This is a genomic window from Streptomyces sp. NPDC002499, from assembly GCF_053595415.1.
The window spans coordinates 126322-144677 of sequence record NZ_JBSFXO010000007.1; the positions used below are offsets into that span (position 1 = coordinate 126322).

The window sequence follows — 18356 nt, forward strand, 5'->3', positions numbered from 1 at the left end:
CCTCATGAAGAGGGGGACACCGTTTCCGGTGTCCCCCTCTTGGCTGCTAGTCGCGGGCCGCGGTCAAGTGTTCGGCGTGTTCCTGGAGTGAACGGACGCCCACGTCACCGTGGTTGAGGGCGTCGATGCCCTGGACGGCGGCGGCGAGCGCCTGGACCGTCGTCAGGCACGGGACCGACCGCGCCACGGCCGCCGTACGGATCTCGTAGCCGTCGAGGCGGCCGCCGGTGCCGTACGGGGTGTTGACGATGAGGTCGACGTCGCCGTCGTGGATGAGCTGGACGATGGTCTTCTCGCCGTTGGGGCCGGTGCCCTCGGACTGCTTGCGCACGATCGTGGCGTTGATGCCGTTGCGCTTGAGGACCTCGGCCGTGCCGGAGGTGGCGAGCAACTCGAAGCCGTGGGCGACCAGTTCGCGGGCCGGGAAGATCATCGAGCGCTTGTCGCGGTTGGCGACCGAGATGAAGGCGCGGCCCTTGGTCGGCAGCGGACCGTAGGCGCCCGCCTGCGACTTGGCGTACGCCGTGCCGAAGACGGAGTCGATGCCCATGACCTCGCCGGTGGAGCGCATCTCCGGGCCCAGGACCGTGTCGACACCGCGCCCGTGGATGTCGCGGAAGCGCGACCACGGCATGACCGCCTCCTTGACGGAGATCGGCGCGTCGAACGGCAGCTCGCCGCCGTCGCCGTTGGCCGGCAGCAGCCCCTCGGCGCGCAGTTCGGCGACGGTCGCGCCCAGCGAGATGCGGGCGGCGGCCTTCGCGAGCGGGACCGCGGTCGCCTTGGAGGTGAAGGGAACCGTGCGGGACGCGCGCGGGTTGGCCTCCAGGACGTAGAGGATGTCGCCGGCCAGCGCGAACTGGATGTTGATCAGGCCGCGCACGCCGACGCCCTTGGCGATGGCCTCCGTCGAGGTCCGCAGGCGCTTGATGTCGAAGCCGCCCAGGGTGATCGGCGGCAGGGCGCACGCCGAGTCGCCGGAGTGGATGCCGGCCTCCTCGATGTGCTCCATGACACCGCCGAGGTAGAGCTCCTGGCCGTCGTAGAGCGCGTCGACGTCGATCTCGATGGCGTCGTCGAGGAAGCGGTCGACCAGGACCGGCCGGGAGGGGCTGATCTCGGTCGACTCGGCGATGTAGGACTCCAGCCGGGTCTCGTCGTAGACGATCTCCATGCCGCGTCCGCCGAGGACGTACGACGGGCGGACGAGGACCGGGTAGCCGATCTCGTCGGCGATGGCCTTGGCGCCCACGAACGTGGTGGCCGTGCCGTGCTTGGGGGCCGGCAGGCCCGCCTCGGCGAGCACGCGCCCGAAGGCGCCGCGGTCCTCGGCGGCGTGGATGGCCTCCGGCGGAGTGCCCACGATCGGCACGCCGTTGTCCTTCAGCGCCTGCGCCAGACCGAGCGGGGTCTGGCCGCCGAGCTGCACGATGACACCGGCGATCGGTCCGGCCTGCTGCTCCGCGTGGACGATCTCCAGCACGTCCTCCAGCGTCAGCGGCTCGAAGTACAGGCGGTCGGAGGTGTCGTAGTCCGTGGAGACGGTCTCGGGGTTGCAGTTGACCATCACCGTCTCGTACCCGGCGGCGGACAGCGCGAAGGAGGCGTGGACGCAGGAGTAGTCGAACTCGATGCCCTGGCCGATGCGGTTGGGCCCGGAGCCCAGGATGATGACCGCGGGCTTCTCGCGCGGGGCGACCTCGTTCTCCTCGTCGTAGGACGAGTAGAAGTACGGGGTCTTCGCGGCGAACTCGGCGGCGCAGGTGTCGACGGTCTTGTAGACCGGGCGGATGCCCAGCGCGTGCCGGACCTCGCGCACGACGTCCTCGCGCAGGCCCCGGATCTCGCCGATCTGCTGGTCGGAGAAGCCGTGCCGCTTGGCCTCGGCGAGCAGCTCGGGGTCGAGCTTGGGGGCGGCGGCCAGCTCGTCCGCGATCTCCTTGATGAGGAAGAGCTGGTCGACGAACCAGGGGTCGATCTTCGTGTACTCGAAGACGTCCTCCTGGGTGGCGCCCGCGCGGATGGCCTGCATGACGGTGTTGATCCGACCGTCGGTGGGCCGTACGGCCTCCTCCAGGAGCTGGACCTTGTCACCGGGCTCGCCGACGAAGGTGAACTGGCTGCCCTTCTTCTCCAGGGAGCGCAGCGCCTTCTGGAAGGCCTCGGTGAAGTTGCGGCCGATGGCCATGGCCTCGCCGACCGACTTCATGGTGGTCGTGAGGGTGGAGTCGGCGGACGGGAACTTCTCGAAGGCGAAACGCGGGGCCTTCACGACCACGTAGTCGAGGGTCGGCTCGAAGGAGGCCGGGGTCTCGCGCGTGATGTCGTTCGGGATCTCGTCGAGGGTGTAGCCGACGGCCAGCTTGGCGGCGATCTTGGCGATCGGGAAGCCGGTCGCCTTGGAGGCGAGGGCCGAGGAGCGGGACACGCGCGGGTTCATCTCGATGACGATCACCCGGCCGTCGACCGGGTCGATCGCGAACTGGATGTTGCAGCCGCCGGTGTCGACGCCGACCTCGCGGATGATCGCGATGCCGATGTCCCGCAGGTTCTGGTACTCGCGGTCGGTCAGCGTCATCGCCGGGGCGACGGTGATCGAGTCGCCGGTGTGCACGCCCATGGGGTCGAAGTTCTCGATGGAACAGACGACCACGACGTTGTCGTTCTTGTCGCGCATCAGCTCCAGCTCGTACTCCTTCCAGCCGAGGATGGACTCCTCCAGGAGCACCTCGGTGGTCGGCGAGAGCGTGAGGCCCTGGCCCGCGATGCGGCGCAGTTCCTCCTCGTCGTGCGCGAAGCCGGAGCCGGCGCCGCCCATGGTGAAGGAGGGGCGCACGACGACCGGGTAGCCGCCGAGGGTGTCGACGCCCTTGATGACGTCGTCCATCGAGTGGCAGATGACCGAGCGGGCCGACTCGCCGTGCCCGATCTTCTGGCGGACGGCCTCGACGACGCCCTTGAAGAGGTCGCGGTCCTCGCCCTTGTTGATGGCCTCGACGTTGGCGCCGATCAGCTCGACGCCGTACTTGTCGAGCGTGCCCGCCTCGTGCAGGGAGATAGCCGTGTTGAGGGCCGTCTGACCGCCCAGGGTGGGCAGGAGCGCGTCGGGGCGCTCCTTGGCGATGATCTTCTCGACGAACTCCGGGGTGATCGGCTCGACATAGGTGGCGTCGGCGATCTCGGGGTCGGTCATGATCGTCGCCGGGTTGGAGTTCACCAGGATGACGCGCAGGCCCTCGGCGCGCAGGATGCGGCACGCCTGCGTACCGGAGTAGTCGAACTCGGCGGCCTGGCCGATGACGATCGGGCCGGAGCCGATGACCAGGACGGACTGGATATCGGTGCGCTTAGGCACGCTGGCCCTCCATCAAAGACGTGAAGCGGTCGAACAGGTAGGCCGCGTCGTGCGGGCCCGCCGCTGCTTCGGGGTGGTACTGGACGGAGAAGGCGGGCTGGTCGAGCAGCTGGAGCCCCTCCACGACGTTGTCGTTCAGGCAGACGTGGGAGACCTCGGCGCGGCCGAACTTCGTCTCGCTGACCTGGTCGAGCGGCGCGTCCACGGCGAACCCGTGGTTGTGCGCGGTGACCTCGACCTTGCCGGTCGTACGGTCCTGCACAGGCTGGTTGATACCGCGGTGGCCGTACTTGAGCTTGTAGGTGCCGAAGCCGAGGGCGCGGCCGAGGATCTGGTTGCCGAAGCAGATGCCGAACAGCGGGGTGCGGCGCTCCAGGACGGCGGTCATCAGCGCGACCGGGCCGTCGGCGGTGGCCGGGTCGCCCGGGCCGTTGGAGAAGAACACGCCGTCCGGCTCGACGGCGTAGACGTCGTCCACGCTCGCGGTGGCGGGCAGCACGTGCACCTCGATGCCGCGCTCGGCCATGCGGTGCGGGGTCATGCCCTTGATGCCGAGGTCGACGGCGGCGACGGTGAACCGCTTCTCGCCGATCGCGGGGACGACGTAGGCCTCCTTGGTGGCGACCTCCTCGTACAGCGAGGCGCCCTTCATCTGCGGCTGGGCCTGCACCTGCTCGACCAGTTCGGCCTCGGGGACGATCGCCTCGCCGGAGAAGATGCCGGCGCGCATCGAGCCGCGCTCGCGCAGATGCCGGGTCAACGCGCGCGTGTCGATGCCGGAGATGCCGACCACGCCCTGTGCGACGAGTTCGGCGTCCAGGGAGCGCTTGGCCCGCCAGTTGGACGGCACGCGCGCGGGGTCGCGGACGACGTAGCCGGAGACCCAGATGCGGGCCGACTCGTCGTCCTCGTCGTTCCAGCCGGTGTTGCCGATCTGCGGGGCGGTCGCGACGACGATCTGACGGTCGTACGACGGGTCGGTGAGGGTCTCCTGGTAGCCGGTCATCCCGGTGGAGAACACGGCCTCGCCGAAGGTCACCCCCACGGCCCCGTAGGCACGGCCGCGGAAGATCCGGCCGTCCTCCAGGACGAGTACGGCGGGAGCTGCCTTGTGCCTCTGCGAGGCCGCTCCCTGGATGGAGGTCGTCATCGTGCGCCTTCCGTGTTGTTGATCATGCTGTTCAGAGTCTCGACCCACTCGGCGTGCTCGGCCGCGTGGTCGGAGCGGAACCCGGAGTCGATCAGCTTGTCGCCGTGCGCCCAGGTGACGATCAGCAGACCGCCCTCGCTGAGGACCTTCCCGGCGATGCCCTTGCCGAGCAGGGCCTCGCGCAGCGCCTCGGCCGGCACGAAGAAGTCGGTTGCCCCGGGGCGTACGACGTCCAGGCCCGCGTCCGTCAGGGTCAGCTCGACCCGGCTGCGGGTGCCCAGGCCGTGCGCCACGATGCGGTCCAGCCACTGACCGGCCGTGGTGGAGCCGTGGTAGCGGCCGCTCATCGTCAGTTTCGCCGGACCGGGGTCGTCCGGCGCGGTGGGCAGCTCGGGCAGGTCGCCCTGGAGCGTGCCGCGCCACTTCCAGCCCTCGCGCATCAGCCAGTAGACGAGCGCGACGAAGAGGCCGAGGCCGACGAGCCAGCCGATGCGGGCAGCCCAGTCGGTGACGTCGGCCGACTTCTTCTCGGCGGCGAGCGATGCGGCGGCGAGCAGAGTTGCAGATGTCACGTGAGCTTCCCGTCGACGAGCGTGGCCTTGCCCCGGAGCCACGTGTGCGTCACATGGCCCGGCAGCTCACGCCCCTCGTACGGGGTGTTCCGGCTGCGCGAGGCGAAGCCCGCGGGGTCCACCGACCCACGGTATGCCGTGTCGACGAGCGTGAGGTTGGCGGGCTCACCAGCCGAGACGGGACGGCCGTGCCCCTTGGCCCGCCCGATCTCGGCGGGCTTGACGGACATGCGCTCGGCGACCCCGGCCCAGGTGAGGAGCCCGGTGTCCACCATGGTCTCCTGCACCACTGACAACGCGGTCTCCAGGCCCACCATCCCCATGGCGGCCGCGGCCCACTCGCAGTCCTTGTCCTCGTGCGGGTGGGGCGCGTGGTCGGTGGCGACGATGTCGATCGTGCCGTCGGCGAGGGCCTCGCGCAGGGCGAGCACGTCCCGCTCGGTGCGCAGCGGCGGGTTGACCTTGTAGACCGGGTTGTAGCTGCGCACCAGCTCGTCGGTGAGCAGGAGGTGGTGCGGGGTGACCTCGGCGGTGACGTCGATGCCGCGGGACTTGGCCCAGCGGACGATCTCGACGGAGCCGGCGGTCGAGAGGTGGCAGATGTGGACGCGCGAGCCGACGTGCTCGGCGAGCAGGACATCGCGGGCGATGATCGATTCTTCGGCCACCGCCGGCCAGCCGCCCAGGCCCAGCTCGGCGGAGACGACGCCCTCGTTCATCTGGGCGCCCTCGGTCAGCCGCGGCTCCTGCGCGTGCTGGGCGACGACCCCGCCGAAGGCCTTCACGTACTCCAGCGCCCGGCGCATGATCACGGCGTCGTCGACGCACTTGCCGTCGTCGGAGAAGACGGTGACGCCGGCCGCGGACTCGTGCATGGCGCCCAGTTCGGCGAGCTTGCGGCCCTCCAGGCCGACGGTGACGGCGCCGATGGGCTGCACGTCGCAGTAGCCGTGCTCCTGGCCGAGCCGGTAGACCTGCTCGACCACGCCGGCGGTGTCGGCGACCGGGAAGGTGTTGGCCATGGCGAACACGGCCGTGTAGCCGCCGGAGGCCGCCGCGCGCGTGCCGGTCAGCACGGTCTCGGAGTCCTCGCGGCCGGGCTCGCGCAGATGGGTGTGCAGGTCGACGAGGCCCGGCAGGAGCACCTTGCCCTCGGCGTCCACGACCTCGGCGCCCTCGTCGGACAGCCCCGGGCCGACGGCCTCGATGACCGAGCCGTCGATCAGGACGTCCTGCGCCTCGCCGCCGAGCACCTTCGCACCACGGATCAGGATCTTGCTCATGGGACTTACTTCTCCTCGATGGTGCGGGCGTGGGAGACGGCGGGTTCGTTGCCGCCGAGCAGGAGGTACAGAACGGCCATCCGGATGGACACTCCGTTTGCGACCTGCTCGATCGCGGTGCAGCGCTCGGAGTCGGCCACCTCGGCGGTGATCTCCATGCCGCGAACCATGGGCCCGGGGTGCATCACGATGGCGTGCTCGGGCATCTTCGCCATGCGGTCGCCGTCCAGGCCGTAGCGCCGCGAGTACTCGCGCTCGGTCGGGAAGAAGGCCGCGTTCATCCGCTCGCGCTGGACCCGCAGCAGCATCACCGCGTCGCTCTTGGAGAGCGTGCTGTCGAGGTCGTACGACACCTCGCAGGGCCAGGACTCGACGCCGACCGGCACCAGGGTGGGCGGGGCGACGAGGGTGACCTCGGCGCCGAGGGTGTGCAGCAGGTCGACGTTGGAGCGGGCGACACGGCTGTGCAGGATGTCGCCGACGAGCGTGATCCGCTTGCCGTCCAGGTCCTGCCCTATCCCGGCGTCCCGCCCGATGAGCCGACGGCGCATGGTGAAGGCGTCCAACAGGGCCTGCGTGGGGTGCTGGTGGGTGCCGTCGCCGGCGTTGATGACGGCCGCGTCGATCCAGCCGGAGTTGGCGAGGCGGTAGGGCGCTCCGGAGGCGCCGTGCCGGATGACGACGGCGTCGACACCCATGGCCTCCAGGGTCTGGGCGGTGTCCTTCAGGGACTCGCCCTTGGAGACGCTCGACCCCTTGGCGGTGAAGTTGATGACGTCCGCGGAGAGGCGCTTCTCGGCGGCTTCGAAGGAGATACGCGTACGCGTGGAGTCCTCGAAGAAGAGGTTGACGACGGTACGGCCGCGCAGGGTCGGCAGTTTCTTGATCGGCCGGTCGGCGACCCGGGCCATCTCCTCGGCGGTGTCGAGGATCAGGACGGCGTCGTCGCGGGTGAGGTCGGCGGCCGAGATGAGATGACGCTGCATCTGTCAGGCTCCGTAAGGCAATTCAGGAGTTTTCGGGCATACGGGCATGCGTGAGCGCACTTCGACGGGAGCCGGAGTGCTACTGCGACGCGCCCGGGGCGGCCGGCTTCGCACCGAGCAGCACGGTGTCGCGACCGTCCTCCTCGGCGAGCAGGACCTTGACCGTCTCCCGCAACGACGTGGGGAGGTTCTTGCCGACGTAGTCGGCGCGGATGGGCAGTTCGCGGTGGCCGCGGTCGACCAGGACCGCGAGCTGCACCGCGCGCGGACGCCCGATGTCGTTCAGGGCGTCGAGGGCGGCGCGGATGGTGCGACCGGAGAAGAGCACGTCGTCGACGAGCACGACCAGTCGGCCGTCGATGCCGTCACCGGGGATCTCCGTACGGGCCAGCGCACGCGGCGGGTGCATGCGCAGGTCGTCGCGGTACATGGTGATGTCGAGGGCGCCGACCGGGATCTTGCGGTCGGTGATCTCCTCCAGCTTGACGCCCAGCCGCTGGGCGAGGAAGACGCCTCGGGTCGGAATGCCGAGGAGCACCACGTCGTCGGCGCCCTTGGCGCGTTCGACGATCTCGTGGGCGATACGGGTCAACACCCGCGCGATGTCGGGCCCTTCGAGCACGGGCCGGGCATCGGAGGCGTACGTGTCGTGCTTGTCCTGCTTGTCCATATGAAACGGACCTCCTTCTCCGCCTCACGGGACGGACGTTAAAGGACGTCGGATTTGCGCCATCCACGGTAGCAGGCCCGGACGACGTCCCTGATCACCCCCCTGGCGTAATCAGCCACGGGTTCCCCAGAAGAGGCGGTGTGGACCATTCGGCTTGACGGGCGAGAGTCACGCTGCGTAACCTCACAGTGAGTTACCAGACGCGCGGCTCGGAAACACCATCGGTCGCGTCGATCCAGTGTCCGGGGAGCTATATGTCCAGCGAATACGCCAAACAGCTCGGGGCCAAGCTCCGGGCCATCCGCACCCAGCAGGGCCTTTCCCTCCACGGTGTCGAGGAGAAGTCCCAGGGACGCTGGAAGGCGGTCGTGGTCGGGTCGTACGAGCGCGGTGACCGTGCCGTGACCGTGCAGCGCCTCGCCGAGCTGGCGGATTTCTACGGTGTGCCGGTGCAGGAGCTGCTGCCGGGCACGACCCCGGGCGGTGCCGCCGAGCCGCCGCCGAAGCTGGTCCTCGACCTGGAGCGGCTGGCCACGGTGCCGGCCGAGAAGGCGGGCCCGCTGCAGCGGTACGCGGCCACGATCCAGTCCCAGCGCGGCGACTACAACGGCAAGGTGCTGTCGATCCGCCAGGACGACCTGCGCACACTCGCCGTCATCTATGACCAGTCCCCCTCGGTCCTCACCGAGCAGCTGATCAGCTGGGGCGTCCTGGACGCGGACGCCCGCCGCGCGGTGGCCTCCCACGAGGAGAACTGAGCCGTACAGCACAAGAGCAGAAACGTGCCGCCGGGGTGGCCGGAACTTTAGGGTTCCGGGCGCCCCGGCGTTCTTTTGTCGGTGCTCCCGCCGTTCAGCGCGACAAGCCCCAGACGGCCCGCAGCCGCCCTAAAACGACACCACCCACCCCCTGGGCGCACAAGAACGCCGGGGGCCCGCAGCAAGCACGCTGCGGGCCCCCGGCGTTCTTCGTACCGGAAGGCCTACGCCTCGTCCCGGCGCAACGAGGGCTTCAGGTCCTTGAAGCGGGCCAGCAGACCATTGACGAACGCGGGCGACTCGTCCGTCGAGAACTCCTTCGCCAGCTGCACCATCTCGTCGAGGACGACCGCGTCCGGGGTCTCGTCGACCCAGATCAGCTCGTACGCGCCCAGCCGCAGGATGTTGCGGTCCACGACCGGCATCCGGTCGAGCGTCCAGCCGACCGAGTACTGGGAGATCAGATCGTCGATACGCCGCTCGTGCTCGGCGTAGCCCTCGACGAGCTGCATCGTGTACTCGCTCACCGGCGGCTGCCGGGTGTCGTCCCGGGAGAGTCGGATCCAGTCCGCGAGGACCGTCAGGACGTCGGCTCCGCGCTGGTCGCCCTCGAAGAGGATCTGGAAGGCGCGCTTGCGGGCCGTGTTGCGAGCAGCCACGGTTAGCTGTTCACCCGGCCGAGGTAGTCGCTCGTACGGGTGTCGACCTTGATCTTCTCGCCGGTGGTGATGAAGAGCGGGACCTGGATCTGGTGGCCCGTCTCCAGCGTCGCGGGCTTGGTGCCGCCGGTGGAGCGGTCGCCCTGGACGCCCGGCTCGGTCTCCTGGACGACCAACTCGACGGCGGCCGGCAGCTCGACGAAGAGCACCTCGCCCTCGTGCTGCGCCACGGTGGCCGTGAAGCCCTCGATCAGGAAGTTGGCGGCGTCGCCGACGGCCTTGCGGTCGACCATGAGCTGGTCGTAGGTCTGCATGTCCATGAAGACGAAGTATTCGCCGTCCATGTACGAGAACTGCATGTCGCGCTTGTCGACAGTGGCCGTCTCGACCTTGACGCCGGCGTTGAACGTCTTGTCGACGACCTTGCCGGACAGCACGTTCTTGAGCTTGGTGCGCACGAAGGCAGGGCCCTTGCCGGGCTTGACGTGCTGGAACTCGACGACGGACCAGAGCTGGCCTCCGTCGAGCTTGAGCACCAGGCCGTTCTTGAGGTCGTTCGTGGAAGCCACGGTTGCGGAATCTCCTGGACTGACGTGGACGACCACGGGGCACGCGCGTTACAGCGCTAGGAGCTCCTTGGTCGTGATGGTGAGTAGCTCGGGTCCGCCGTCCGCCTCGGGGCGGACGACGAGCGTGTCATCGATCCTGACACCGCCCCGGCCCGGGAGGTGAACCCCCGGTTCGACGGTGACCGGCACGCAGGCGTCCAGTTTACCCATGGCCGCAGGGGCCAACTGCGGCTCCTCGTCGATTTCGAGCCCCACCCCGTGCCCCATCAGCGCCGACAGCCTCTCCGCATGCCCCGCCGAGTCCAGTACCTGGCGTGCCGCCCGGTCCACATCGCGGTAGGCGGCGCCCGGCGCCAGAGCCTCGCGGCCGGCGCGCTGGGCGGCGAAGACGAGGTCGTAGAGCTCGATCTGCCAGTCGGCGGGCGAGGTCCCGATGACGAACGTACGGCCGATCTCGCAGCGGTAGCCGCGGTACCTCGCGCCGAGACAGACGGAGAGGAAATCTCCCTCCTCGACGCGGCGGTCGGTGGGCAGGTGCGCGCGTCGGCCGGCGTTGGGGCCGGTCGCGACGGAGGTGGCGAAGGCGGGGCCGTCGGCGCCGTGGTCGACCAGGCGGCGCTCCAGCTCCAGGGCGAGATGGCGTTCGGTGCGGCCGACGAGGATGGACTCCAGGAGTTCGCCCAGGGCCTGGTCGGCGATCTCCGCGCCGATGCGGAGACAGGAGATCTCCTCCTCGTCCTTGACGACCCGGAGCTGTTCCACCGCCCCGCCGAGGTCTGCGACGCGGATGCGCGGTGCGACCGAGCGGATCTCTCGGTGCCGGGCGACGGTGAGGTGGTGTTCCTCCACGGCGAGGGATTCCGCGCCCTGGGTCTTGGCGAGGCCTGCGGCTGCTACGGCCGGGTCGCCTGCGCTGCTCGGGAGGCTCTGTACGCGGATGGTCTCGTCGGGGCGGCCGTCCGTGGGTCTTTCGTCCGGGGGGCCGGTGCAGAGGAGGAGGTCTTCTGTCTTCCCCAGGAGCAGGACCGCGCCTTTGGGGGACGCGCCTGCGAGGTAGCGGACGTTGGCCGGGCGGGAGACGAGCGCGGCCGTGTTGCCGGCGGCGTTGCACTGTTCCCTGAGCCGGGTTCGGCGGATCGCGTACATCTCTGACATGAGATGAGCGTAGGAGGGGTGGGTGATTTGTGCCGGTTGGGAGGGTGCCGTTTGGGGGACGCGGGGGGGTGGTGACGGTCGTGTCCCGACTGACGGCCGGTGGGGGTTGCTCGCGCAGTTCCCCGCGCCCCTGGGTTGGCAAAGTCCCCGGCGTCTACCAGTTCGGGGGGCTTGCGATGGAGCGGGCCAGTACGTCGTTCAGGACCGCTGCCGTCTGGGCCACGTCCAGCTGGGAGTTGTCGATGATGGGGAGGCCCGAGCCGTACCAGCCCGCCATGCGGCCGTGGATGCGGGCCACCTCTTCGTCGGTGAGGCGGCGATTGCCCGCGCGTTCGGCGTTGCGTTCCAGGACCACTTCGAGGCCGGGGAGGAGGACGACGGGGAGGAGGCCGGGGCCGACGTGGCGCTTCCAGCCGCCGAGGCCGACGACCGGGCGGTCCGGGAAGACGGCGTCGTCGAGGATGCAGGAGATGCCGTTGGCGAGGAAGTTGCGGGCGGCGAAGCCGCAGGTGCGGCGGGCGAGGCGGTACTGGGCCTCGGAGTGGTCGTTCCAGCCGGACTGGGGGTCGGCGAAGCCCGAGCGGACCCATTCGCGTACGTCATCGAGGCTGATGTGTGCCGTGGGGACCCGGCGGTGGTCCGCCCAGTACTTGGCGACGCTCGTCTTGCCGGCGCCCGCGGGGCCGATCAGCAGGACGGCGAGTGTCGTGGACGTCGGGTCCGCGCCGGCCGTGGCGGTCGGCGGGACGCTGGGCATGGCGACCGGGCCGCCGGGCGGCAGCGGGACATGGCCGGTGGTGTCCGGGACCGGTGGCGGCGGCGTCGGGGCCTGGGGTGGTGCGGGCGGCGGGGCCATGGCCGGTGGGGCTCCCGGGTAGCCCGGGGCCTGCGGCGGCGGTGGCACGGGGGCCGCGCCCTGGTGCGGGCCCGGGTGACCCGGGTGGTGCGCGGCCGGCGACCAGCCGGCGGCGGGTCCGTGCCCCGGCTGATGGGGCGGCGGCAGCGGAGAACCCACTGCGTGCTGCATCCGGTGCCACTCCGTCTCGTACAGGCAATTGGCGCTGGCGACGGGGGCTGGCCCCCACTCCCTACCGAACGGTACCTTCCCCGGCCGCCGTTTGGTGAACGGCCGGGGGCGGTCCGAAGTGCCCGTGCCCACAAGGGCAGATCGGCATTTCGGACGGACGGCGCTCCAGTGGACTTACTCGCCCACCTCGCCGTACGCGGCGAGCAGGACGGCCGGGTCGGGGCCCTCCAGGACGGTCGGCTTGGCCAGGCCGTCCAGGACGATGAAGCGGAGCAGGTCGCCGCGGGACTTCTTGTCGACGCGCATGTTCTCCAGGAGCTTGGGCCACTGGTCGTAGCGGTAGTGCAGCGGCAGGCCGACCGATTCGAGGATCGTGCGGTGGCGGTCGGCCGTCGTGTCGTCCAACCGGCCCGCCAGACGGCCGAGTTCGGCGGCGAAGTGGAGGCCGACGGAGACGGCCGCGCCGTGCCGCCACTTGTAGCGCTCGTTCTTCTCGATGGCGTGGCCCAGGGTGTGGCCGTAGTTGAGGATCTCGCGCAGACCGGCTTCCTTGAGGTCCGAGGAGACCACCTCGGCCTTGACGCGGATGGAGCGCTCGATCAGCTCGGCCGTGTGCGGGCCTGCGGGCGTGCGGGCCGCCTCGGGGTCCTCCTCGATGAGGTCCAGGATCACCGGGTCGGCGATGAAGCCCGCCTTGATGATCTCGGCGAGTCCGGAGACGTAGTCGTTGACGGGCAGGGAGTCCAGCGCGGCCAGGTCGCACAGCACGCCGGCCGGCGGGTGGAAGGCGCCGACCAGGTTCTTGCCCTCGGCGGTGTTGATGCCGGTCTTGCCGCCGACGGCCGCGTCCACCATGGCCAGCACGGTGGTCGGTACGGCGATCCAGCGCACCCCGCGCAGCCAGGTCGCGGCGACGAATCCGGCCAGGTCGGTGCTGGCCCCGCCGCCCACGCCGACGATGACGTCGGAGCGGGTGAAGCCGGACTGGCCGAGCGCCTTCCAGCAGTAGGCGGCGACCTCGGCGGTCTTGGCCTCCTCCGCGTTCGGCACCTGGATGGCGACGGCCTCGAAGCCCTGCTCGGCCAGGTCCGCGCGGAGCGCCTCACCGGTCTCGGCGAGCGCCTCGGGGTGCACGACGGCCACCCGCTTGGCCTTCTCGCCGATCAACCCGGCCAGCTCGCCCAGGAGTTGACGGCCCACCAGGACCTCGTACGGTTCGTTGCCCGCTGTGCCGCCGACCTGGATCCGGGTCACTGCCTCGCTCATGCTTCCTTCAACTCCAGTGCGTCCAGGGCGACTTGGGTGACCTCTTCGGGCGTACGGCCATCGGTGGCCACGACTGCGGTGGCGATCCCCTCGTACAAGTGCCGCCTGACCTCCATCAGTTCGCGCCACTGCTTGCGCGGGTTGATCATGAGGAGCGGGCGAGCGGCGTTGAGGCCGGTGCGCTTGACGGCTTCTTCCACGTCCATCGAGAGGTAGACGACCCGCTGGCCGGCCAGCAGCGCGCGGGTGTCCTCGTCGAGGACCGAGCCGCCGCCCAGGGCGAGGACTCCGTCGTGCTCGGCGAGCGCCCGGCGCACCGCCTCCTTCTCGATCGCCCGGAAGGCGGGCTCGCCCCCGTCGACGAAGATCTCGGCGATGGTCCGGCCCTGTTCGGCGACGATGTCGTCGTCGGTGTCCCGGTAGCCGACGCCGAGGCGCTCGGCCAGCAGTTGTCCGACGGTCGACTTGCCGACCCCCATCGGGCCCACCAGCACGACCACGGGTGCGGGGCTCACCGGATGGCCAGGTGCTCGAGGTAGGAACGCACGTTGCGGCGGGTCTCGGGGACCGAGTCGCCGCCGAACTTCTCCGCGACCGCGTCCGCGAGGACGAGCGCGACCATCGCCTCCGCGACGATACCGGCGGCCGGCACCGCGGACACGTCGGACCGCTGGTGGTGGGCCTGCGTGGCCTCGCCGGTGACCACGTCGACGGTCCGCAGGGCGTGCGGCACGGTGGCGATGGGCTTCATCGCGGCGCGTACCCGCAGCAGTTCACCGGTCGAGAGGCCGCCCTCGGTGCCGCCGGAGCGGCCGGACACCCGGCGGATGCCCTCGTCGGTCTTCACGATCTCGTCGTGCGCCTGCGAGCCGGGCACCCGCGCCAGCTCGAAGCCGTCGCCGATCTCGACGCCCTTGATGGCCTGGATGCCCATGAGGGCACCGGCGAGGCGGGCGTCCAGCTTGCGGTCCCAGTGCACGTGCGAGCCGAGGCCCACCGGCACGCCGTAGGCCAGGATCTCGACCACACCGCCGAGGGTGTCACCGTCCTTGTGGGCCTGGTCGATCTCGGCGACCATCGCCTTCGACGCGTCCGCGTCCAGGCAGCGCACGGGGTCGGCGTCCAGCTTCTCGACGTCGGCCGGCGTGGGCAGGACGCCCTGCGGGGCCTTCGCGGAGGCCAGTTCGACCACGTGCGAGACGATCTCGATGCCGGCCGTCTCCTTGAGATACGACCGGGCCACCGCGCCCAGCGCCACCCGGGCCGCGGTCTCTCGCGCCGACGCGCGCTCCAGGATCGGGCGGGCCTCGTCGAAGCCGTACTTCTGCATGCCCGCGAGGTCGGCGTGGCCGGGGCGCGGGCGGGTCAGCGGGGCGTTGCGGGCGAGCCCGGCGAGGATCTCCGGGTCGACGGGGTCGGCCGCCATGACCTGGTCCCACTTGGGCCACTCGGTGTTGCCCACCATGATCGCGACGGGGGAGCCGAGCGTGAGACCGTGCCGGACGCCGCCGAGGAAGGTGACCTCGTCGCGCTCGAACTTCATACGGGCACCGCGGCCGTAGCCGAGCCGACGCCGGGCCAGGTGGTCGGCGACCATGTCGGTGGTGATCGGCACGCCGGCGGGAAGGCCCTCCAGCGTCGCGACAAGTGCGGGACCGTGGGACTCTCCCGCGGTCAGCCAGCGCAGCCTGCTCAACGATGCTCCTCAGTGCTCGCGCCCTGGTACTGCCTGTGTACGCGCGTCCTCGCGTACGACGACGGCCCGACCAGGTGCGCGGCCCTGGCCCGCCACCCCCGATCCTCCCACGTCCGGGCGCCGGGCCCGGCCGCCGGTCCAGCAGACGGACGGCGGCGAGTCAGGAGGAGGCGTCCTGCTGACGCGGCTGCGGGGCGTAGGCGCCCAGGTGGTCGGCGCCGCTCCCCTGGCTCTGGTTGCTCTGGGCGGTCTGCGCCTGCTGCGGCGCGTACTCCCCCAGGTAGTCCGCGCCGCGTCCCTGTCCGTACTGCGCCGCCGCGTGCACCGGTACTCCGTTGCGCACGGCACGCCGGTACTTGATCTTCGCGACCAGCTTCAGCACCCAGGACGCGACGACGGCGAGCACGATGAGGCTGAGGACGGTGATCTGCACCCAGTCCGGCAGGAACTTCAGGACGGCCTCGAAGATCTCGCTCTTGCCGGACGCCAGCGGCACACCTGTGGCCATGACCCACTCCCCCGAATACCGTTCCGCCCCCTGCGGAACAGGCGAATCCTAGCGGGATTCGAGTGCGTGTTCGCCCGCTTTTCGCATGGCGCCCAGGGGGGCCGGCACGTGTCCCGTCATCTGCTCGACCTGGAGCACGGCCTGGTGCACCAGCAGGTCGAGACCGCTGACGACAGCGCCGCCGTACGCCGACCAGCGGGCCGCGAGTGCGGTCGGCCAGGGGTCGTAGAGCACGTCGAAAAGGGTGGCGGGCCGCTCGGGGACGGCGGCGGAGAGGGCGTCCGTGGTGCCGGCCGGGGTGGTGGCGACGACCAGGGGTGCCCGAAGGGCCTCGGCCGCGTCCGTCCAGTCCGCGATGCGCACCTCGACGTCGAGCCGCTCGCCCCACTCCCGCATCTCGGCGGCGCGGGCCGCGCTGCGGACGTAGACCACGACGTCGCCGGTGCAGACGCGGGCCAGTGCGGCGAGTGCGGAGGAGGCGGTGGCGCCGGCGCCGAGGATCGCCGCGGAGTCGACCTGTTCGATGCCGTGCTCGCGGAGGGCGGCGACGATGCCGGGGATGTCGGTGTTGTCACCGAGGGCGCGGCCGTCCTGGGTGAAGACGACGGTGTTGACCGCGTCGACCGAGGCGGCCGTCTCGCTGATCTCGTCGAGCAGGGGTATGACGGCCCGCTTCAGCGGCATCGTCAGCGACAGCCCGGCCCATTCCGGCCCGAGTTTCTCGAAGAAACGGGACAGCGTGGTCTCGTCGACCTCGAACCGGTCGTAGGACCAGTCCGCCAGCCCCAATTCCTGATAGGCGGTGCGGTGCAGCACCGGCGAGAGGGAATGGGCGATGGGCTTGCCCAGTACTGCTGCCCGACGGGTGTCAGCTGCCCGTGGCCTCATTGAACTTTTCCTTGAGCTTCAGGAATTCGGCGTGCGTCTTGGCGAATTCGGTCTTGTTCACACCGTCGGTCGCGACGAAGTAGAACCAGCCGTCGTCCGTCGGATTCAGCGCCGCCTTAAGCGCGACGTCGCCCGGATTGTCGATCGGACCGGGCGGCAGGCCCTTCTGCGTGTACGTGTTGTACGGGTCCTGGTTCTTGTTGATCTCCGACTCGCTGATGTTGATGTTGCTCTGGCCCTTCAGGTAATTGAAGGTCGAGTCGAACTGCAACAGACCGTAGGTCTCGGGGTTCGCCAGATTGAGGCGGTTGTAGACCACCTCCGCCATCTTGCGGTAGTCGTCCTCGGTCTTCCCCTCGGCCTGGACGAGGCTCGCGACGGTGATGACCTGCAACGGGCTGTCCAGCTTGAGCTCTTTCGCCTTCGCCTCGAGGTCGTACTTCTCGTAGGCCTTGGCGGCGTCACCGACCATCGACTTGAGGACCGCCTCGGGCTTCATGCCCTTCGCGGCGGGATAGGTGCCCGGGTAGAGGAATCCCTCCAGCGGGTCCTTGATCTCCTTGTTGTCGTTCGCCCAGCTCGGCAGTCCGAGGGTCTTGTACTTCTCTTTCGCGATCTTCCTGGTGGCACCGGACGACAGGTCGAGTTTCGCGTCGATCGCCTTGTACACGCTGACATTGCGCTGGCCCGGAGTGACCATCACGTTGTTCTGGCTCTTGGGGTCGAGCATCATCGCGACGGCGCTCTCGGCGGACATCTCCGTCTTCAGGAGATAGGCGCCTGCCTGAATCGATTTTCCTTTGGGGTTCTGCGACTGGGCGGCGACGAAAGCGTCGACGCTCTTGACGACACCCGCCTCCTTCAGCCGCCGGCCGATCTCGTAGCCGAGGGCGCCCTTCGGGATCTCGACGCTCACCATCTTGCTGGTGCCGTCACCCGCGTAGTCCGGCGCCGAGCCGAAACGATTTTGGTAGAAGTGGTACCCGAAGTAGGAGACCCCGGCGAGTCCGCCGCCGAACACCAGCACCACGACCAGGCAGGCGCAGCCGCTGCGACGCTTCTTCCCTTTGCCCTTGCCGTCCTTGCCCTTCCGGTCGCCCCTGCCACGGCGACTGTCGGCCTCGTCGTCGGGCTCCTCGTCGTCATCGTCGCCACCGCCGCCCGCGAAGAAGGCGTGCTCGCCCTGGTCGGGTCCGGGATCCCAGTCGGGTTTCGGCTCCGGCTCGGGCTGCCGGCGACTGGGCGGCTCCGGCGGCGGATACGCGTCCGGCGTGCCGTAGTAGTCGGGCTGCTCGCCCCCGTATGCGGCGGCCTGCTGGCCGTACGGATCCGAAGGATCCGTGTACTGGACGTGCGTGCCGGAACCCCAGGCTCCGTTGTCGTAGGGCTGCTGCTGGGGCTGGCCGTTGTTGTCGTAGGGCTGCTGGGTGTGACCCGCGTAGTTCTGCTGCTGTCCCTGGACGCCGTACTGCTGTTCGTACTGCTGCTGGGCATACTGCTGTTGGTCGTATTGCTGCTGGTCGTACTGGGGGTACTGCTGCTGCGCCTGACCGTAGGCGTTCTGGCCGCCGTCGCCCCACTCGCCGTACTGCTGCTGTTGGGGCTGCTGCTGGTCCGAATATTGCTGCGGCTGGCCGCCGTAGGACTGCTGACCCTGCTGGGCCTGCTGTCCCTCCCATCCACCGTCCCCGAACAACGGGTCCTCGGGATGCCACGGTTCGGAGCCGTGACCCCGGCCATACTCAGTCATCGATCCCCTAGAGCCGACGGACGGCGCGGCACGCGGCTGGTGGGCCGGATTCCGTTTCGCCTCT

Annotated in this window: 17 protein-coding genes; 1 reads left to right on the forward strand and 16 read right to left on the reverse strand. The window is 69.9% G+C overall.

Features of this window, described 5'->3' with window-relative positions; all coding sequences use genetic code 11:
• Positions 1-46 precede the first annotated feature (46 nt).
• The 6 genes from carB to pyrR form a co-directional block, all read right to left on the reverse strand.
• Positions 47-3355: a carbamoyl-phosphate synthase large subunit gene (gene carB, locus ACWD5F_RS20645; RefSeq protein WP_451256155.1), complete on the reverse strand. Its 3309-nt coding sequence runs from the start codon at positions 3353-3355 to the stop codon at positions 47-49.
• A complete protein-coding gene (gene carA / locus ACWD5F_RS20650; protein WP_451256157.1) occupies positions 3348-4505 on the reverse strand; it encodes a glutamine-hydrolyzing carbamoyl-phosphate synthase small subunit in 1158 nt (385 codons plus the stop codon). Before carA ends, carB begins: the two co-directional genes overlap by 8 nt.
• On the reverse strand, positions 4502-5077 hold the full coding sequence (locus tag ACWD5F_RS20655; RefSeq protein ID WP_401725312.1) for a PH-like domain-containing protein: 576 nt from the start codon (positions 5075-5077) through the stop codon (positions 4502-4504). Before ACWD5F_RS20655 ends, carA begins: the two co-directional genes overlap by 4 nt.
• Complete coding sequence (locus ACWD5F_RS20660) at positions 5074-6360, reverse strand: dihydroorotase (protein WP_451256159.1); 1287 nt, start codon at positions 6358-6360, stop codon at positions 5074-5076. Before ACWD5F_RS20660 ends, ACWD5F_RS20655 begins: the two co-directional genes overlap by 4 nt.
• 5 nt (positions 6361-6365) lie before the next feature.
• A complete protein-coding gene (locus tag ACWD5F_RS20665; protein WP_124002857.1) occupies positions 6366-7346 on the reverse strand; it encodes an aspartate carbamoyltransferase catalytic subunit in 981 nt (326 codons plus the stop codon).
• A gap of 79 nt (positions 7347-7425) precedes the next feature.
• Positions 7426-8016 carry a bifunctional pyr operon transcriptional regulator/uracil phosphoribosyltransferase PyrR gene (gene pyrR / locus ACWD5F_RS20670; protein WP_401725307.1) on the reverse strand — a complete coding sequence of 197 codons (591 nt, stop codon included), beginning with the start codon at positions 8014-8016 and terminating at the stop codon, positions 7426-7428.
• 254 nt (positions 8017-8270) lie between these two features.
• Here pyrR and bldD point away from each other — a divergent pair, with 254 nt between their 5' ends.
• Positions 8271-8774, forward strand: coding sequence for a transcriptional regulator BldD (gene bldD, locus ACWD5F_RS20675; RefSeq protein ID WP_124002855.1), 504 nt, complete (start codon positions 8271-8273; stop codon positions 8772-8774).
• A gap of 224 nt (positions 8775-8998) precedes the next feature.
• Here the strand turns inward: bldD and nusB are convergent, their stop codons facing one another.
• The 10 genes from nusB to mltG form a co-directional block, all read right to left on the reverse strand.
• Positions 8999-9433 (reverse strand): transcription antitermination factor NusB, encoded by a 435-nt coding sequence (nusB, locus tag ACWD5F_RS20680; RefSeq protein WP_451256162.1) that lies wholly within the window; start codon positions 9431-9433, stop codon positions 8999-9001.
• 2 nt (positions 9434-9435) lie between these two features.
• The gene (gene efp / locus ACWD5F_RS20685) at positions 9436-10002 is read right to left on the reverse strand and encodes an elongation factor P (RefSeq protein ID WP_401725301.1); all 567 of its coding nucleotides are present in this window, start codon (positions 10000-10002) and stop codon (positions 9436-9438) included.
• Between the two features lie 48 nt (positions 10003-10050).
• A complete protein-coding gene (locus ACWD5F_RS20690) occupies positions 10051-11157 on the reverse strand; it encodes an aminopeptidase P family protein (protein ID WP_451256163.1) in 1107 nt (368 codons plus the stop codon).
• A 154-nt stretch (positions 11158-11311) separates the two neighbouring features.
• Positions 11312-12184 (reverse strand): Pro-rich N-terminal domain-containing protein, encoded by an 873-nt coding sequence (locus ACWD5F_RS20695; RefSeq protein WP_451256165.1) that lies wholly within the window; start codon positions 12182-12184, stop codon positions 11312-11314.
• A gap of 174 nt (positions 12185-12358) precedes the next feature.
• Positions 12359-13450 carry a 3-dehydroquinate synthase gene (gene aroB, locus ACWD5F_RS20700; RefSeq protein WP_401725292.1) on the reverse strand — a complete coding sequence of 364 codons (1092 nt, stop codon included), beginning with the start codon at positions 13448-13450 and terminating at the stop codon, positions 12359-12361.
• The gene (locus ACWD5F_RS20705) at positions 13447-13929 is read right to left on the reverse strand and encodes a shikimate kinase (protein WP_401725615.1); all 483 of its coding nucleotides are present in this window, start codon (positions 13927-13929) and stop codon (positions 13447-13449) included. Before ACWD5F_RS20705 ends, aroB begins: the two co-directional genes overlap by 4 nt.
• A gap of 32 nt (positions 13930-13961) precedes the next feature.
• Positions 13962-15146: a chorismate synthase gene (gene aroC / locus ACWD5F_RS20710; protein ID WP_401725289.1), complete on the reverse strand. Its 1185-nt coding sequence runs from the start codon at positions 15144-15146 to the stop codon at positions 13962-13964.
• Positions 15147-15306: 160 nt separating this feature from the next.
• The gene (locus tag ACWD5F_RS20715; RefSeq protein WP_451256168.1) at positions 15307-15654 is read right to left on the reverse strand and encodes a hypothetical protein; all 348 of its coding nucleotides are present in this window, start codon (positions 15652-15654) and stop codon (positions 15307-15309) included.
• Positions 15655-15702: 48 nt separating this feature from the next.
• Positions 15703-16542, reverse strand: a complete 840-nt coding sequence (locus ACWD5F_RS20720) for a shikimate dehydrogenase (protein WP_451256170.1) — start codon at positions 16540-16542, stop codon at positions 15703-15705.
• A complete protein-coding gene (mltG, locus tag ACWD5F_RS20725; RefSeq protein ID WP_451256171.1) occupies positions 16523-18292 on the reverse strand; it encodes an endolytic transglycosylase MltG in 1770 nt (589 codons plus the stop codon). Before mltG ends, ACWD5F_RS20720 begins: the two co-directional genes overlap by 20 nt.
• Positions 18293-18356: the final 64 nt, after the last annotated feature.

Excerpts from the sequence above, each read along its gene's own strand:
- ACWD5F_RS20720 (WP_451256170.1), bottom strand. The coding sequence starts at position 16,542 with ATGAGGCCACGGGCAGCTGACACCCGTCGGGCAGCAGTACTGGGCAAG.
- carA (WP_451256157.1), bottom strand. The coding sequence starts at position 4,505 with ATGACGACCTCCATCCAGGGAGCGGCCTCGCAGAGGCACAAGGCAGCT.
- aroB (WP_401725292.1), bottom strand. The coding sequence starts at position 13,450 with ATGAGCGAGGCAGTGACCCGGATCCAGGTCGGCGGCACAGCGGGCAAC.
- ACWD5F_RS20705 (WP_401725615.1), bottom strand. The coding sequence starts at position 13,929 with ATGGGGGTCGGCAAGTCGACCGTCGGACAACTGCTGGCCGAGCGCCTC.
- ACWD5F_RS20690 (WP_451256163.1), bottom strand. The coding sequence starts at position 11,157 with ATGTCAGAGATGTACGCGATCCGCCGAACCCGGCTCAGGGAACAGTGC.
- ACWD5F_RS20715 (WP_451256168.1), bottom strand. The coding sequence starts at position 15,654 with ATGGCCACAGGTGTGCCGCTGGCGTCCGGCAAGAGCGAGATCTTCGAG.
- bldD (WP_124002855.1), top strand. The coding sequence starts at position 8,271 with ATGTCCAGCGAATACGCCAAACAGCTCGGGGCCAAGCTCCGGGCCATC.
- mltG (WP_451256171.1), bottom strand. The coding sequence starts at position 18,292 with ATGACTGAGTATGGCCGGGGTCACGGCTCCGAACCGTGGCATCCCGAG.
- pyrR (WP_401725307.1), bottom strand. The coding sequence starts at position 8,016 with ATGGACAAGCAGGACAAGCACGACACGTACGCCTCCGATGCCCGGCCC.
- ACWD5F_RS20660 (WP_451256159.1), bottom strand. The coding sequence starts at position 6,360 with ATGAGCAAGATCCTGATCCGTGGTGCGAAGGTGCTCGGCGGCGAGGCG.
- ACWD5F_RS20695 (WP_451256165.1), bottom strand. The coding sequence starts at position 12,184 with ATGCAGCACGCAGTGGGTTCTCCGCTGCCGCCGCCCCATCAGCCGGGG.
- ACWD5F_RS20665 (WP_124002857.1), bottom strand. The coding sequence starts at position 7,346 with ATGCAGCGTCATCTCATCTCGGCCGCCGACCTCACCCGCGACGACGCC.